The sequence below is a fragment of the Bacillus sp. bc15 genome (genome assembly GCF_900142585.1).
Taxonomy (GTDB): Bacteria; Bacillota; Bacilli; order Bacillales; family Bacillaceae_G; genus Bacillus_A; species Bacillus_A cereus.
This window is the reverse complement of record NZ_FRBJ01000001.1, coordinates 1,325,213-1,341,256: the sequence shown is the minus strand read 5'-3', so window position 1 is coordinate 1,341,256 and position 16,044 is coordinate 1,325,213. Positions and strand designations below refer to the sequence as shown.

The following is a 16,044-nucleotide window of genomic DNA, read 5'->3' as shown; positions in this document are numbered from 1 at the left end:
AAGGGGAGAAAGACATGTTACGATTTGATCATCTCGTTCATGCAGTTCATGGTACACCGGAGGAAGCGGCAAAACAAATGCAGGAACTTGGATTTCATACCGCACTAGGCGGAGAGCATACGAATTGGGGTACTTGGAATAGTTTAAGTTATTTTGATTTATCATATATAGAATTTTTAGCAGTTCAACATGAAGAAAAAGCGAAAGAAGCAGAAAATCCATTAGTACAAGAAACAGTGATGAAACTACAAAATGGAGAAGGAATGCTACAAATCGCAATCCGAACAGATGCAATTGAGGAGCTAGTAGTTAACTTTAAGAAGCACGGCTTACATACGATAGGGCCATTTGAAGGGAAACGCATGAGAAAAGATGGCCGGCTTTTAGAATGGAAAATGTTATTTGTTAAGCAAGAAGAGAACGGACTGAAATTACCTTTCTTTATACAGTGGAATGAAACGGACGAAGAAAGAAGAAATGATTTACGTAACATTGGAACGATTACGGAACATAAAAACAAAGTACAACAAATTGAAACGATCCATTATGCAGTGAAAAACGTTCGAGAAACGGTGCGGAAATGGAAAGAAGTAATGGGACTATCTACAAGCTCAGTTGTGAAAAATGAAAAATGGAATGCTGAGTGTCAAAGTGTAGTGTTTGGAGATATTCATGTACAGTTTTGTGAACCGATTGAAGAAGGGCTAGTGCTAGAACATTTGAATAAGAATGGCGAAAATCCATTTGCAGTAGAGTTTACAGGTGGAAATAAACGAGAGCATGAAGTGCTAGGTAGTTTGTACATATATTAATAGAGGTGAATGTTGTGGAAGAAATCCTTAGAGAGATAGAGAGAAAACTAGAATGGCCTCGTATTGCAAAGTGTACAGCTATTTCAAAAGGGTTTTCACATGAAGAGAAGTATAAAATTGAATTAAAGAATCAAGAAACTTATTTTGTAAAAATATGTGATGCTGTTCATTTTGAACGTAAACAAGAAGAATATACGTATATGCAACAATTAGAGTCATTACATATTCCAACGCCCAAGTTAATTCATTTCATAATACTTGAGAAATTAAATAAATGTGTTCAAGTATTTGAATGGACCCGAGGTATAAATGGTGAAGAAGGTTTAACGAAGCTAACGGTGGAAGAACAGTATAATGCAGGAAGAAAAGCAGGGGAAGTATTAAAGAGAATTCACTCAATTGAAAGAGAAAGTGCAAGTAATAAATGGGAAACATCTAGATGGAATAAATACGAAAGATACATAGAGGCACTAGCAGATTACGAGGTGAATTTTCTGGATTTGAAGCCAGTATTAACCTTTGTAGAAAATCATAAAGATTTATTGAAAAATCGTCCAATAAGATTTTTACATGATGACTTCCATCCAGCAAATAGTATGATTCATAATAAGGAGTTTATCGTTATTGATTTTGGTGGATATGATTTTGGCGATCCAATACACGATTTTTATAACGTAGCGATTTTTACTACAAGAATAAGTAAATCATTTGCGGTTGGACAATTTCACGGTTATTGCGGAGGCGAACCATCGCTTCATTTTTGGAAACTGTATACATTGTACGCCGCGATGACATTCCCAGCGGATATCGTTTGGACGAATCGAAGTACGCCGCATTTAGTAGATGAGATGAAGGAAAGATTAAATGGAATTTTAGAAGATCATAATCATTTTTCATCTTATATTCCAAAATGGTATCAATCAAGTGAATTTAATAAATAAAGGAGTAATTTATATGGATAAAATAGCAGTAATTTCAGATATTCACGGTAATATTCAAGCATTAGAATCCGTGTTAAATGATATTAAATTAAGAGGAATCGAGCGCATTATTTGTCTTGGAGATTTAGTAGGAAAAGGACCTCATTCCAGTGAAGCAATTGAAATCATTCGTAAAGAATGTGAAGTAGTCGTAATGGGAAACTGGGATGATTTTATTACAAAACCGACTGAATTTGAAGCATTAAAATGGCATCAAAAACAATTATCAGAAGAACAAAACGACTATTTAAGAAGTTTACCATTTTCAATCGAATTTTTTATGAGCGGCAAACTCATTCGTATGTTCCACGCCTCACCGAGAAGTTTATATGAAAGAATTCAACCACACGCTTCAAGAGAAGAACGTATTAGTATGTTCGAAAATAGTGATCTGACGGAAAATATAGAAGGGGAAAGAAAACCAGATGTCGTTTGTTACGGTGACGTTCACCAAGCGTTCGTTCAAAATTTCAGAGGGAAAACGTTATGTAACGCCGGTAGCGTAGGAAACCCACTTGAAATAACACAAGCTTCCTATTTAATATTTGAAGGAACTTACAATGAAAAAGAAGCAGCGAGCTTTTCTATTCAACTTGTACGAGTACCGTATGATATTGAATTAGCTATCAGACTAGCAGAAGAACTCGAAATGCCAGAGATTGCAGAATACAAACAAGAGTTACGGACTGCACTGTATCGAGGATTTAAAGGGAAGTAAGCTAATAATATATCAACGATTTTTCAAATATATCTATCATAACTTAAAATATATCAACGATTCGACAAAGGATATCGATTTACCGACAAATAGTGATATGAAATGTTACTTGTAATTATGTTATGTAAACTGATTGTAGGAGGAAATATCATGAACCGAATACAACGCATGAAAGAAATTGTAGATCATATTTTAAAATTAAACTTAACTCATCCAACAAGAGTTGGAGTAAGTGGTATTACAGCATCAGGAAAAACAACATTTACAAACGAACTAGCGGAAGAAATAAAAAAACGAGGGTTACCAGTAACACGCGCTAGCATCGACGATTTTCATAATTCAAGAGTGATTCGCTATGCACAAGGTAAAGAATCTGCAAGAGGGTATTATGAAGATGCACACGATTATACAGCTTTCAAAGAAAGATTATTAATGCCTTTAGGACCTAACGGGAATTTACAGTATGAAACGATTTCTCATAACTTAATAACGGATATGCCTGTACATAATGAGCCGCTATTGGCCACACAAAATATGATATTAATAGTAGATGGAACGTTTCTATTGAAAAAAGACGTTGCACATTTATTTGATTACAAAATCTTTGTAGATACAGATTTTGAGATTGCGATAAAACGTGGTGCTAAGCGGGAAACTGAAGCTTTTGGAAGTTATGAAGAAGCAGAGAAGATGTTTTTAAACAGATATCATGCGGCCTGTAAGATGTATATAGATGAGCATAATCCGATAGAGTGTGCGGATGTTGTATTTCAGAATAGTGATTTAGAAAATCCAGAAGTTATATTTCATGAAAGAGCGTAATACATAATCAGAAATATATGTATAGCCTTTTATTTATTGTTATAATTAAATTAATTTTATGAAGCAAATAAAAGGGGATAAGACAATAAAAAACGCAAAAAGGGGACAGGAAATTTAATGAATGAAGTACTAGAATTAAAAGAAGAACTACTACAAATTAAAAATAATAATTATGCTGTACCAGAAGATGTGGATGCATATCCATATGCGCAGTGGATGTTAGATTATATCGGATCACCTGATGCTGAATTACGTGATGATTTAATTTATAGTACGCTTCACACATGGATTACAAATGATGTATTTAGACAAAAAGAGTTACGAGGATTAATGTTACAAGCGATTAGTCCTGATTATTTATTTTATAAAATTAGTGAAAAGGGAACAGACTCTGTATTTAAACGTGCGTTCTCCGTATTAATTCCGCCACTTATTTTATCTGTTCATGAAAGAGAACCGTTGTTATCGGAAGAACAATTGTACAGTGTAGCAGAACAAGTGCTGGAATATGTATATTTAGAAGAAGATGTAAGGGGTTACGTAGAAGGGAAAGGATGGGCACATTCTACAGCACACGCAGCGGATGCGCTCGATGCGTTAGCACGTACAATACAAAATCGTGAGTTTTCATATGCAATATTAGCTGCTGTTCGTCAGAAGGTTCGTTTAAATGACTACGTGTACATACACTTTGAGGATGAGAGATTAGTAAAGCCAATTATGTCATTACGCGATCAAAATCTATTAACTGGAGAAGAGTGGAGCAATTGGCTACATAGTATAGCAACTGTTGAAGATATCCGACATCCGCAGCATGCTATTTTAGTACAAAATATTAGAACTTTCCTAAGAAGTTTTTATTTCAGAGTTTTAGAGACAGAAGGAAGTACAGCCTTTACAGATGATGTATTGGAGACTTTGAAAGGGTTGCGTAGGTATTAAAAATACGTTTTTCTAAGAGAAAAGTACATAAAACCACTACATCCCAACCATACTAATAAAATGTGTTGGAGGTGAGTTTTATGGATAAAAAAGACTTTGAAAAAGTTTATAATGATTACTTACATCAAGGAGATGAACGAGCTCAATTTGAAATAGGCCATGAAGTCAATTCAGGAGCAGAACAAATTGTTGCCGTTCGTAAAAATGATGAAGGTGATTTAATTGCTTTTAAAACAAGCAGCGGGAGAGAGTTAGATTATATGACTGCTCTTAATGAAGCAAAATCAGGGAAGTTAGCTCATGTGGACGTATTTCATAAGTATGGTAGAGATATTATACGTAGTGAACCGGATGGTATAAAGGAAAATAACTTAGATAATTTACCTTCATTTTAAAAGGGTAAACCTCAAGAAGAGAATGTTCATTTGGATATTCTCTTCTTTTCTTTCTCTACAAATAGAAGGTTTATTTCTGAAGTGCAATCATACTTTTAAAGAGCACTCTAAATTTCTCTTTATCTTCTGCTGTAAATGGTTTCGGTCCCTTTGTACGTTTACCACTTTTTCGAACCATTGCACTTAAATATCGTGTTTGTAACAATTGTTCAATGTTATCATTCGTATACTTGTAACCTTTATGATGAAGAACGATACAGCCTTTTGCTAAAGCGAGCGAAGCAAGACCGTAATCTTGTGTTACGATTAAATCTTCTTTTTTTGCTAACTGCATAATTCGGTAATCTGCAGCATCTGCTCCAGAATCAACATAAATTGTTTCGACACCTTTTGGCTGCTCTGCATTAGAATAATGTGAAAAACTAGTAACGAGGGTAACAGGAATTTCCACATTCGTAGCCTCAAAAATAATCACATCTTTTACAGGACAAGCATCTGCATCAACGTAAATCTTCATTTTATCACTCCTATAAATAGGTTCGAGTTGATAATAATGGTAGATTTAGGTTTTGTCAAACGAGAAAGCTTTATTTAAAGTTATTTTCACATACCAAAATAGCCTCGCGTAAACGAGAAATACCTTCCGCAATTTGATTAATATCCACTTTTCCATAAGATAAACGTATATAACCATCTTTCGCACCGAAAATACTACCTGGCATAAAAGCAATTTCTTGTTTTAAACTTTGCATAATGAGTTGTTTTTCGTTTATAGGTTCTTTTAATTTCCCCCAAATGTATATACCGCCGGTCGGGTTTGAAAAAGAGATTTTATCGTGAAGTTGCTCGTTTAGGGCACGGACGATAACGTCTCTTTTTTCTGCTAATTGTTTTCGTAACGGAACGATATGAGACTGAAATGGTACAGTTTCGAAAAATTGTTGTATAAGCCACTGCGGGAAAATGCTCATTCCTAATTCCATTTGGTGCCGGGCATCGGACAATCGCTCTACGACAGACTGCGGGGCGACAAGCCAGCCGACTCGTAAACCTGGTGCGATCATTTTTGATAAGGAATGTACATAAATGACTGTTCCGTTTTCATCAATCGATTTTAAAGTAGGGCAAGGTTGTTTCTTTTCTAGCGTAAGTAGACTAGACGGATCATCTTCAACAATCGCAATGCGTAAGTCTGCGCAAAGTGATAATAGTTTTTTTCGGCGATTTGGATGAAGCATCGTTCCCGTAGGGTTTTGGAAATTTGGATTTAAAAAAATCATTTTAATGCGGTGCTTTCTGTATAGCTCTTGTACATCGTCTGGATTAATGCCGTGTTCATCGACAGGTAACGGGAAAATACGAATACCTGCTGATTGGAATAGCGGCAGGGAATAACAGTGCGATGGACTTTCAAAAGCGACGGCGTCACCGGGATTTAATAAACATTGCACGATAAGGTGCAGTGCTTGTTGAGCGCCGGATGTAATCATAATGGATTGTTCGGTCGCCTCAACTTTTAAATATTCTTTCATATATTTTACGACCGCTTGTCTTAGCGGGAGATAGCCTTGCGGATGATCGTAACTTAATGAATGTGTTAACGGTTGTTCACGTAAAATCGTTTGTAGTTGATCGTGAGGATAAAGATTACAACCGAGTTCTCCATTAGCGAAATCTATAATATTTTCATTTTGTTGTACTTCTGCCCGAATATGACGAAGTAACGGTAAGTTTGGTAAAAAAGTACCACCTTCTACGAAATTTCTCCAGTTCGGCGTTAATGTTGGAGAAACACCCCACATATGTGTACTTACACGTGTACCTTTACCAGTCGTACTTTCTACAATTCCCATAGCACGAAGTTCATTATAAGCAGTCGTTACTGTACTTCTGTTTACATTTAACTGCGTAGCTAATTTCCGTTCTGAAGGGAGGAAGCTTCCTGGAGGAAGTTCTCCATATGTAATACGTTTTTCAATAAAGTCAACCACTTGCTGATAAATAGGGATTTTACTGTCACTATCTAGCTTCCATTCCATAAAAAAACGCCTCCGTATCTTTTTACTACATCAAGTATAGCAAATTGGCTGGGTAAAAAAACAGCCAATTGGACGGTGTTTTATCCAGCCAATTTTACTATGCTAAATAGGGAAGGGGAGATTCGGATGAAACGATGGCAAATGGAATGGCTCCTAGTATCAGTTGCATTAGTATGGGGAGCAAATTATACAATAGGAAAGTATGGCGTGGTATATATGTCATCCATTCAATTTAATAGTTTACGATTTTTAGTAGCATCACCGGTATTATTACTTATTACATTTATGATGGAACGCTCATTACGTATTGAAAGAAAAGATTGGTTACGATTAGTAGCAGTCGGTATCGTTGGTACGGCGATGTATCAAACGATGTTTATGCTATCTGTGAAATATACTTCAGCAACGAACGCCTCATTATTAATTGCGATGTCACCTATATTTACAGGGATATTAGCAGTATTACACAAACAAGAACGTTTTTCGATGAAAGTACAAATTGGTTCAATAGTAGCATTTATTGGTGCAGCATTCGTTTTATTAACAGGACATACAGGAGGAGCTACTTACGAATATGCGTGGCTCGGAAACATAATTGGATTAGTCGCAGCGATTGCGTGGGGATGGTATCCAATATTAGCGCAACCTCTTATAACAAAATATTCCGCAATGAGAGTCACATCTTGGTCAACTTTAATTGGAATTGTACCTCTCGTTGTATATTGTTTATTCAACGTAAATACATTAACGTGGCCAGTAGACATGCCAAGCTGGGGGTCTCTAGCATATTCAATCGTCTTCGCGACAATCTTCGGACTTGCAATGTGGTATGTCGGTATTAGTAAAATAGGCTCAACGAAAGTAATGGTTTATATGTATCTTGTACCATTGTTCGCAGTTATCTTCGCGGCAGTAACTATCGGAGAGCAAATCAACATGATGCAACTCGTTGGCGGACTTATAATCTTTATCGGCTTATATGTTGTAAAAAAGGGTGGAATTCAAAAGCCCGCTCTCAATTTGAAAAAAGTAAGTTAACAATAAAAAGGATCTCTTTCATATAGAAGGAGATCCTTTTGGTTTTTGTAATAAAAGCGCTTGTTCAACAGCCCATTTTTGATGATCATGAATGAGAAGCTCTACAGCAAGTAAAGGAGACATCCACCGCAAAACATGATCTTCCTCACAGTTTTCAGTTTGTGTCTGCACCATGTTCGCAATATAAAAGAACCCATCGTTTAAATAATAAGTATCTTCTTTTTCCGCATAAAAATATCGCATTGCATTACCGAAATATTGATTAATTTCAATTACCCATCCTAATTCCTCTAGTAGTTCACGATGTAAGCATTCATCTTTTGTTTCGGTACCTTCCATACCGCCACCAGGTAAAAAATAACGGTCTCCTTTTTGGATAATAGCAATGTTTGAAGAAGTTGAGTTAAAAATAATTGCATAACAACTAGGCCGTAATACATATTGCTCAGTAGGCTTTTTATAACCAAAAATAAGTTTAGATATCATAAAACACGTCACCTCTCTATAAAATACACAAAAGGAATAATAAGGTAAAAATAGAATTGTATAAGTATAATCTTACGAGATTGGAGTGATAACAAAATGATAAATCGAAAGTGTTCGCGCTGTAAAGAAATTACAGGTACATTGCACGGGGGTAAAAAAATTAAGGAAGAATTTCTATGTGAAGACTGTTTACAAAAAGGAATTGCGAGCGGAGAAATCGAATTATCACAAGTGGAAGAAAAAGAAACTTCGTATCTTTCTATAAAAATATTAAAAATAATGAGTGTGTTTTATTTAATAGGATCAATTTTAATGGCTTTTTCAACCGGTCCATTTATACATAATATGGGATTTGACGAAATGTCCATTTCAGGCCCAGAATTAGGTTTAATAAGTATTGTTATGCTAGGTTCTTTATTCCAGTCTGTTCTTGTATTTTGCGGGATTTGGGTATTCATTCTATTAGTAGAAACCGTAATTAAAATATATGAAAAAATGAAGTGAGTGAGAGGGAGAAATATATGCGAGTAAGAAACATCCAAGGGGAAGATTATGTAAAGATTCATTCTGTTTTAAATGATTGGTGGGGCGGGAGAGATATGGCTGCTATGCTGCCAAAATTGTTTTTCGTCCACTTTCAAGAAACGAGTTTTATCATTGAAGAAGATGGCGAAACGTTAGGTTTCTTATGTGGATTTTTTTCACAAACATATAAAGATGAAGCATACGTTCATTTTATCGGTGTAAATCCGAAGTATAGAAGAAGAGGAATCGCATCGACATTGTATTCTTATTTCTTTGATGCCGCGCGTGCAAATAATCGTAAAGTTGTAAAAGCAATTACGTCACCAATTAACAAAAAATCGATACAGTTTCATCAAGAAATCGGTTTTCGAATTGATGCCGGGGATGATGAGATAGAGGGTGTATCGGTACATACAAATTATGATGGGAACGGCGGTAGTAGAGTTTTGTTTTTGAAAAATGTGTAAAAGTAGGCTAGCTTAACGTTAGCCTTTTTGTTGTGAGGAGATAAAAGTATGGAGAGTAAACAAAGTAGAAATGAGTACTTACGACGCATTTATAAAGTGCAAGATTATATAGAATCACACATAGATGATCCACTTTCAATTGAAGAGCTAGCGGAAGTAGCAGGATTTTCAAAGTTTCATTTTCATCGGATTTTTAAGGGGATAGTAGACGAGCCATTATCACGGTATGTAAACCGATTGAAATTAGAAAGGGCAACACATTTACTTACATATCGCACAGATATGACGATTACACATATTGCGTATCACTTCGGATTCACAGATTCAGCAGTTTTCTCCCGAACATTTAAAAATTATTACGGAATAAGTCCATCTCAATATCGAAACGACAATAGCAAGAATTGCAAAGACGTAAGCGGAACTTCTCAATACAATGAGTGTAAGAAGGTTCGAGGAAATGTTGAAATTGTATCAGCGGACGATATACACGTCGCATACATAAGGCATATCGGTACATATGAAGAGTTAACGGTAGCTTTTCCAAAAATGATAGAGAAATTATTTCATTACGCAGTGGAGGAAAACTATCATGTATTTGAGGATACGAAAGTATTAACCATTTACCACGATCATCATGAATTTACTGAGGACAATCATTTAAGAACTAGTTTATGTATAACAATTCCGAATGAGTCCGCAGTAGAAACGAGCGACATTGGAATAATGATAATACCTTCTGGAAGATATGCGGTAGGTCATTTTGAAATATTCCAAGATGAATATAAAGGAGCATGGGATTTCTTATACGGTGAGTGGCTTCCCAATAGCGGATATAAGCCGAGAGATTCGTATCCTTTCGAAATGTATAAAAATGACCCAAGGCAGCACCCGGAAAATAAACATATAGTTGATATATATGTACCTATCGAACCTTTTTAATCATGGGTTAAAGGGGAATGATTAATGAAAACTGCTGAAAAGTTAGATCTGATTATAAAAGAAGAATACAAAAATATTAATGGTATGTTAGTAGTGCAGAGAGGTAATGTTGTTTTTGAAAATTATTATAATGATCACGGTCCAGATGATGCATTTCATATAGCGTCAGTCACAAAAACGATAATTTCTGCGTTGATTGGACTATGTGTAGATAAAGGGTATATAAAAAGTGTTGATCAAAAAGTAATAGAATTTTTCCCGGAATATAACGTTCATTCACCTGAAATAACAGTACGACATCTGTTGACAATGACAGCTCCACATCCTTTCGTAGACTGGCAGGAACCGTTAGAAGAGCTATGTACGCAACGAGATTGGGTACAGTATACGTTAAATAGGATAGGAGCAGGCGGAGAAGTTGGAATTTTTAAATATTCATCTGCAGGAGCTCATTTATTATCAGCAATCATAATGAGCGTAGCAGAAAAAAATGCACGTGAATTTGCGAATGAATACTTATTTCAACCACTCGGTATGAGAGAAATTCCAAACTATAATATGAAGGCATTTGGATTCGATGACCTATTCGGAAAAAGTGTGAAAGGATGGGTTCACGATCCAAATGGTATTTCAACAGGCGGCTGGGGACTTACGTTAACAGCTAGAGATATGGCTAAGTTTGGACAGTTATATTTGAATGAAGGTATTCATAATGGAAAGCAAATACTATCAAAATCATGGATAAAAGAATCGACAGAAATGAACCAAAATCAATATGGTTACTTATGGTGGTTACGAGAAGAGGATGGAATCTTTTCATACTGTGCAATGGGCGATGGTGGGAATGTAATTGGCTGCGTACCAGAGAAGGAACTGGTGGTGGCGATTGCTTCTGAAGTCATACCGAATGCAGAGGATAGATGGAAGTTAATTAAAGAGTGCATACTTCCTTATTTAAAAGATTAATATGGTTATTTTTATAAAAACAAGAATAAAAGGTTTAGTTAAACTTGTTTTTTTCTTCATGATAGAAAAAAGTGATGTATTAACTAAGTTGAGCACCTAAGATTAGAAAACTTCAACACCTATACGATTATTGAATAGGTGTTGAAGTACTTTATAATTTGTTTAGGTACTTTTAACTTTTCGATGTATTAGATACATAATGCCAAACACAATTACGAGCAAGATAAATTTAATTAATTCCATTAGGCTAATATCCCATTTTGTTTCTACTCCATCTGTTAAATAAAATACATTAAACATACCATGTAAAATTGCAGGTGTTATCACAGAGCGGCTATACTCTCTCGTATATGTCAAAATTATAGATAATATAAATAATAATGAGAGATAGCTTAATATTCCTATAAGCTGAAACTCATAATTTTTATAAAAGATTGATACTGGTAAATGCCATAAAGACCAAAGTGATGCAGTAATGATTGCTGTTTGTTTTAATGAAAAATTTTTTCGTAAATGGTAATGAAAATTTCCACGCCATATGATTTCTTCTAAAAATGCAGAAAAAGCAGCAATTGTAAGACCAATGAGCAAGAGAACTCCCAATTCATTCCAATGATGAAATAAGAAATTTATATTATAAATATAAAAATAAAAATGGAGACATAGTCCTAGAAGTATTGGGGATAAAATGGAGAAAATTAATGTTTTTATTTTTGGACGTGAAATTCCAAATGTATGAACTATTTTTTGTTTCGTATATAATTTCTGATATAAAATAGCAGCTAAAAGCGGAATGACCATCGTAAACCCTAAATAATTACGACCATTTTCTATGTTCAGTAAGATGATATATACAAGCGATGTGAGGCAATACATACATAATGTTGAATGATAAACTATGTTTCTATTCATATTGTTCACCTACTTACATGTATAAGTGATTAATCAAATATCCGATATTTTAATTATATATGAAATGGAAATTACATATGTTGAACTTGTAGAAAAAGTTAGACTAACCCCGTAACTTTTCACAGCAAAAAATCGTTTAACACAAGTAAGGATTTTCAATCACGAATGGGGGAGAACTATGAAGATTCTAATTTTAGGTGGTACACGATTTTTAGGAAGAGCTTTTGTAGAAGAGGCATTAAAAAGAGGGCATGAAGTTACATTATTTAATCGCGGAACGAATAAAGAAATTTTTCCTGAAGTAGAGCAGTTAATTGGTGACAGAAATAATAATGTTTCAAGTTTAGAAAATCGAAAATGGGACGTTGTCGTAGATACGTGTGGATTTTCTCCACATCACATTAGAAATGTTGGAGAAGCCTTACACGATAATATAAAGCATTATATATTCATTTCAAGTCTGTCCGTTTATAAAGATTGGATTCCTCCTCATATAAAAGAAGATTATATATTACAATCCGAACCTACGGGTGATCAAATAAAGGCTGTGGAGAATGGTGAAGTTTCTCCTTATGAGTATTACGGTGCGCTGAAAGTATTGTGTGAAAAAGAAGCAGAGAAGTATTGGCCAGGGCGTGTTTTACACGTAAGAGCAGGACTTCTTTCAGGGATGTTTGATTATACAGATCGGCTTCCATACTGGATTGGACGTGTAGCAAAGGGAGGAAAAGTGTTAGTTCCAGGAAGAAAAGGCCGTCCAGTGCAGATAGTTGATATAAAAGACGTCGCAAACTGGGGACTAAACATGGCAGAAAACAATAAAGCAGGTACATTCAATATAACAGGTCCGAAAGATGAATTGACGATAGAAGAGCTATTAAATACGTGTAAAAAGGTTACGAATAGTGATGCTGCATTCGTTTGGGTAGATGAATCATTTATGAAGGAACATAAAGTGCAGCCTTGGACGGAGATGCCTTTATGGCTTCCGGAAACTTTTTCATTAGAAGGCGAAACGAAGCCATGGAAAGGTGGGTTTTCTATTAGTGTCGAGAATGCTGTTAAAGCGGGACTTACTTTTAGCAGATTAGAAGATACTGTGACGGATGTGTATGAGTGGATGAAGAGTATGGAGGAATGGGAATTAAAAGCAGGGATTTCAGGCGAAAGGGAGAAGGAATTGTTAGAAAAATGGTATCAATAAATTTAGAGGAGCTCTTTGAATATAGTTGATTGCACATAAGGAGGAGAAAAGGTTATGTGGAAAGAAACCATTCATAGTATTTCATCAAACTTAAGCTTAAAAAATCCCGCTATGAAGGAAGAGCTTATTGAAATACAAAAGTGTTTACTTGTGGAATTACCGAATGACTTATCACAGCTATTACAAGAAACAAACGGTATAGCAGGTCAATACGGGGACTTTGTTTGGTCTGCCTCGAAAATAAAAAGAGAAAATATGAATATGAGATATATAGTTGATTTTAAAGATTTATATATGCCTTTTGACTGTTTATTGTTTTTCGATGATGGTGGAAATGGTAATTTGTTTGGTTATTCCATTTTGAATGGGATAGTGCAAAGAGATGATATATATGTATGGAACCATGAAAATGATAGTAGAACGTGGGTTGCTCCTTCTTTAAAAACTTTTATGGAGTGGTGGGAAAGTGGGAAGATAACAATTTAAATATAGTATCAAGAAAAAACGCTTTGTTACGAAAGAAACAAGGCGTTTTTGGCAATGAATAAATCTACCACTCAATCGGTTCTTCCCCATACATGTCCCATAGCTTAGGAAACATCTTTTTCAAACCTTCTTCTTCATCTTCATTCCAGTCTAACTTGATAGCAACTTCCTCAGATTGTTCTTCTGTTTCAAACTCTTTTGCTTTCACACTACCAGCTATGCCAATTTCTCCGTAAAACACAACGTAGTCTTTATACCGCATTAGATAGCAGTAAGACCTCCACCTCAAAATCGAGCAAATACGAGGAAGACCCGTATAAATAAATTGTATGAATTACATTTATTATTAGATTGTGTTCGTGACTATATTTTGGGAATTTTCTGTTGATTTACAATGTACGATAGTATATATTGTATATAAAGTATATATACAATATTTTTAAAAAGAGGTATTTGCATGCAAATCGTTATTACGAACACTTCAAAGGAACCTATTTATGAACAAATTGGTGTCCAAATAAAAAAACTTATTTTACTAGGTGATTTAAAGCAAGGAGATGCTCTTCCTTCAATGCGTCAGTTAGCAAAAGATTTAAGAGTAAGTATTATTACAACGAAAAGAGCATATGAAGAACTGGAAAAAGACGGTTTTATTTATTCAATTGTCGGAAGGGGGTCCTTTGTAGCAGAACAAAACATTGAAACTATGAAAGAAAAAAAATTAAAGACAGTTGAAGAAAAGTTGTGTGAAGCGATTCAAAATGCTAAACAAATGGATGTTTCTTTAAATGATCTAAAAGAAATGCTTACAATTTTATACGAGGAGGAAAACTCTTGGAAAACGTAATAGAACTTCAAAATGTCAGTAAATCTTTTCAAGGATTTCAAATTAAAAATTTTTCGATGGAAGTAAAAAAAGGATTTGTTACGGGTTTTATTGGCGGAAATGGATCAGGTAAATCTACAACGATTAAAATGATTATGAATCTAATGAACCCGGATAGTGGAAATGTCTCTTTATTTGGCATGAACTATTCGACTGATGCGAAGGGAATTAAAGAAAGAATTGGTTTCGTTTATGACGATAATGTGTTTTATGATGAACTCACATTAAAGGAAATTACTAAAATTATTGCGCCTGCTTATAAAAAATGGGATTTTAACCAATTTACATATTATAAAGATCTGTTCGAATTACCATTAAATAAAAAAATGAAAACATTCTCCAAAGGAATGAAAATGAAAGCCTCTCTTGCAATTGCCCTTTCACATCATGCTGAACTAATTATTATGGATGAGCCTACTTCCGGACTCGATCCGGTATTTAGAAGAGAATTATTGGATGTTTTACAAAATATTATGCAGGATGGTGAGAAAACTATCTTTTTCTCATCTCATATTACAACGGATTTAGACCGCATTGCCGATTATATTACATTTATTCAAAATGGGAAGCATATTTTTACAAAAGATATTTATGCCATTGCAGAAGATTATATTTTGGTCAAAGGACCACTAGATATGTTAGATTTTGATACTGAGCGTGAATTTATATCTGTATGTAAGGCAAATACAGGTTTCGAGGGATTGATTGAAAATGTAAATTCTATCGAAACTTTATTTAATAAAGAAGTGGTGATTGAAAAACCAAGTTTAGAGGATATTATGTATTTCATGAAAAAGGGGGAGTCAAGATGCTTAATTTAATTAAAAAGGATTTGATTTTACAAAAAACCTTTTTACCTGCTTATCTCTTATTTCTAGTTACCTATTTGTGGGCCGGCATGGATGTAGCATATGTCATAATCATTTGTAGTGCCGTTTTTGTAATTAACACATATCAATCTGATGATAAAGATAATGCTAATATTTTAGTAAACTCATTACCGTATACTAGGAAGGAAATTATAAGTTCAAAATATGTTGGAACCTTATTTTTTACAATAGTAATCATCCCATTTTGTTTAGTTGGAAAATATTTTATTTTAGACAGCATGGAATTTCAACTTTCCTTAGAAAGTTACATCCTAGGCTTCTTGGCAGTCATGCTGATTACTGCATTTTACATCCCATTTTTTGTTGCATTTAAAGTGAAAACACTTGTACCAGTTTTTATATTTTTATCTATTGGAGTTATATATTTAATGCGAAATACCCCATATTTATTAAATAAATATGCTAATGGCGTACTGACCTTTTTAAAAGAGATTTCAAATTTGAAATTATTTCTTATATTTGCTGTCATAGCAGTGGGGTGCTATGGGGTTTCATGGATATTATCTATTCGTATCTATCAGAACAAGGCTCTTTAAT

The 16,044-nt window shown here is 34.5% G+C and carries 21 protein-coding genes; 16 read left to right on the top strand and 5 right to left on the bottom strand.

Annotation, left to right across the window (positions count from 1 at the left end; translation table 11 throughout):
- Window positions 1-14: 14 nt before the first annotated feature.
- From BUA87_RS06800 to BUA87_RS06775, 6 genes are all read left to right on the top strand, one after another.
- Window positions 15-812 carry a VOC family protein gene (locus BUA87_RS06800; protein ID WP_071714171.1) on the top strand — a complete coding sequence of 266 codons (798 nt, stop codon included), beginning with the start codon at window positions 15-17 and terminating at the stop codon, window positions 810-812.
- Window positions 813-826: 14 nt separating this feature from the next.
- Window positions 827-1,753, top strand: a complete 927-nt coding sequence (locus BUA87_RS06795) for an aminoglycoside phosphotransferase family protein (RefSeq protein ID WP_025117842.1) — start codon at window positions 827-829, stop codon at window positions 1,751-1,753.
- Window positions 1,754-1,766: 13 nt separating this feature from the next.
- Window positions 1,767-2,510: a metallophosphoesterase family protein gene (locus BUA87_RS06790; RefSeq protein WP_000357655.1), complete on the top strand. Its 744-nt coding sequence runs from the start codon at window positions 1,767-1,769 to the stop codon at window positions 2,508-2,510.
- A gap of 150 nt (window positions 2,511-2,660) precedes the next feature.
- Entirely contained in the window at window positions 2,661-3,332 is a 672-nt protein-coding gene (locus BUA87_RS06785) for a nucleoside/nucleotide kinase family protein (protein WP_001079968.1), read from the top strand.
- 117 nt (window positions 3,333-3,449) lie between these two features.
- Entirely contained in the window at window positions 3,450-4,274 is an 825-nt protein-coding gene (locus tag BUA87_RS06780; RefSeq protein ID WP_001006690.1) for a DUF2785 domain-containing protein, read from the top strand.
- Window positions 4,275-4,354: 80 nt separating this feature from the next.
- Window positions 4,355-4,669, top strand: a complete 315-nt coding sequence (locus BUA87_RS06775; protein ID WP_016081097.1) for a DUF3892 domain-containing protein — start codon at window positions 4,355-4,357, stop codon at window positions 4,667-4,669.
- 70 nt (window positions 4,670-4,739) lie between these two features.
- Here the strand turns inward: BUA87_RS06775 and BUA87_RS06770 are convergent, their stop codons facing one another.
- The gene (locus BUA87_RS06770) at window positions 4,740-5,186 is read right to left on the bottom strand and encodes a YaiI/YqxD family protein (protein WP_000708773.1); all 447 of its coding nucleotides are present in this window, start codon (window positions 5,184-5,186) and stop codon (window positions 4,740-4,742) included.
- A 70-nt stretch (window positions 5,187-5,256) separates the two neighbouring features.
- The gene (locus BUA87_RS06765; RefSeq protein WP_000454932.1) at window positions 5,257-6,708 is read right to left on the bottom strand and encodes a MocR-like pyridoxine biosynthesis transcription factor PdxR; all 1,452 of its coding nucleotides are present in this window, start codon (window positions 6,706-6,708) and stop codon (window positions 5,257-5,259) included.
- 126 nt (window positions 6,709-6,834) lie between these two features.
- Here BUA87_RS06765 and BUA87_RS06760 point away from each other — a divergent pair, with 126 nt between their 5' ends.
- Window positions 6,835-7,746 carry a DMT family transporter gene (locus BUA87_RS06760; protein ID WP_071714173.1) on the top strand — a complete coding sequence of 304 codons (912 nt, stop codon included), beginning with the start codon at window positions 6,835-6,837 and terminating at the stop codon, window positions 7,744-7,746.
- A gap of 18 nt (window positions 7,747-7,764) precedes the next feature.
- On the opposite strand, the gene BUA87_RS06755 is transcribed toward BUA87_RS06760, so the two are convergent.
- Window positions 7,765-8,232: an NUDIX hydrolase gene (locus BUA87_RS06755; RefSeq protein ID WP_072938823.1), complete on the bottom strand. Its 468-nt coding sequence runs from the start codon at window positions 8,230-8,232 to the stop codon at window positions 7,765-7,767.
- Window positions 8,233-8,328: 96 nt separating this feature from the next.
- Here BUA87_RS06755 and BUA87_RS06750 point away from each other — a divergent pair, with 96 nt between their 5' ends.
- Genes BUA87_RS06750 through BUA87_RS06735 form a run of 4 tightly spaced genes read left to right on the top strand, consistent with a single transcriptional unit; the run spans window position 8,329 to window position 11,129 of the window.
- Window positions 8,329-8,736 (top strand): DUF3980 domain-containing protein, encoded by a 408-nt coding sequence (locus tag BUA87_RS06750; protein ID WP_000610486.1) that lies wholly within the window; start codon window positions 8,329-8,331, stop codon window positions 8,734-8,736.
- Window positions 8,737-8,753: 17 nt separating this feature from the next.
- Window positions 8,754-9,224: a GNAT family N-acetyltransferase gene (locus tag BUA87_RS06745; RefSeq protein WP_001266053.1), complete on the top strand. Its 471-nt coding sequence runs from the start codon at window positions 8,754-8,756 to the stop codon at window positions 9,222-9,224.
- Between the two features lie 48 nt (window positions 9,225-9,272).
- The gene (locus BUA87_RS06740) at window positions 9,273-10,163 is read left to right on the top strand and encodes an AraC family transcriptional regulator (protein WP_072938820.1); all 891 of its coding nucleotides are present in this window, start codon (window positions 9,273-9,275) and stop codon (window positions 10,161-10,163) included.
- A 24-nt stretch (window positions 10,164-10,187) separates the two neighbouring features.
- Entirely contained in the window at window positions 10,188-11,129 is a 942-nt protein-coding gene (locus BUA87_RS06735; RefSeq protein WP_000844644.1) for a serine hydrolase domain-containing protein, read from the top strand.
- Window positions 11,130-11,291: 162 nt separating this feature from the next.
- On the opposite strand, the gene BUA87_RS06730 is transcribed toward BUA87_RS06735, so the two are convergent.
- A complete protein-coding gene (locus tag BUA87_RS06730) occupies window positions 11,292-12,050 on the bottom strand; it encodes a CPBP family intramembrane glutamic endopeptidase (RefSeq protein ID WP_025117846.1) in 759 nt (252 codons plus the stop codon).
- A gap of 169 nt (window positions 12,051-12,219) precedes the next feature.
- Here BUA87_RS06730 and BUA87_RS06725 point away from each other — a divergent pair, with 169 nt between their 5' ends.
- Window positions 12,220-13,245, top strand: coding sequence for an SDR family oxidoreductase (locus BUA87_RS06725; protein WP_000697712.1), 1,026 nt, complete (start codon window positions 12,220-12,222; stop codon window positions 13,243-13,245).
- A gap of 54 nt (window positions 13,246-13,299) precedes the next feature.
- Window positions 13,300-13,731, top strand: a complete 432-nt coding sequence (locus BUA87_RS06720) for an SMI1/KNR4 family protein (RefSeq protein ID WP_072938817.1) — start codon at window positions 13,300-13,302, stop codon at window positions 13,729-13,731.
- Window positions 13,732-13,795: 64 nt separating this feature from the next.
- Here the strand turns inward: BUA87_RS06720 and BUA87_RS06715 are convergent, their stop codons facing one another.
- Window positions 13,796-13,993, bottom strand: coding sequence for a hypothetical protein (locus BUA87_RS06715; RefSeq protein WP_001269542.1), 198 nt, complete (start codon window positions 13,991-13,993; stop codon window positions 13,796-13,798).
- 195 nt (window positions 13,994-14,188) lie between these two features.
- Here BUA87_RS06715 and BUA87_RS06710 point away from each other — a divergent pair, with 195 nt between their 5' ends.
- From BUA87_RS06710 to BUA87_RS06700, 3 genes are read left to right on the top strand one after another with little or no spacing between them, the layout of a single operon-like run.
- Window positions 14,189-14,578: a GntR family transcriptional regulator gene (locus BUA87_RS06710; protein WP_001167593.1), complete on the top strand. Its 390-nt coding sequence runs from the start codon at window positions 14,189-14,191 to the stop codon at window positions 14,576-14,578.
- Window positions 14,566-15,438 carry an ABC transporter ATP-binding protein gene (locus BUA87_RS06705; RefSeq protein WP_000432463.1) on the top strand — a complete coding sequence of 291 codons (873 nt, stop codon included), beginning with the start codon at window positions 14,566-14,568 and terminating at the stop codon, window positions 15,436-15,438. Before BUA87_RS06710 ends, BUA87_RS06705 begins: the two co-directional genes overlap by 13 nt.
- Complete coding sequence (locus BUA87_RS06700; protein ID WP_000933343.1) at window positions 15,426-16,043, top strand: ABC-2 transporter permease; 618 nt, start codon at window positions 15,426-15,428, stop codon at window positions 16,041-16,043. The genes BUA87_RS06705 and BUA87_RS06700 overlap by 13 nt, the downstream gene beginning before the upstream one ends.
- Window position 16,044 lies beyond the last annotated feature (1 nt).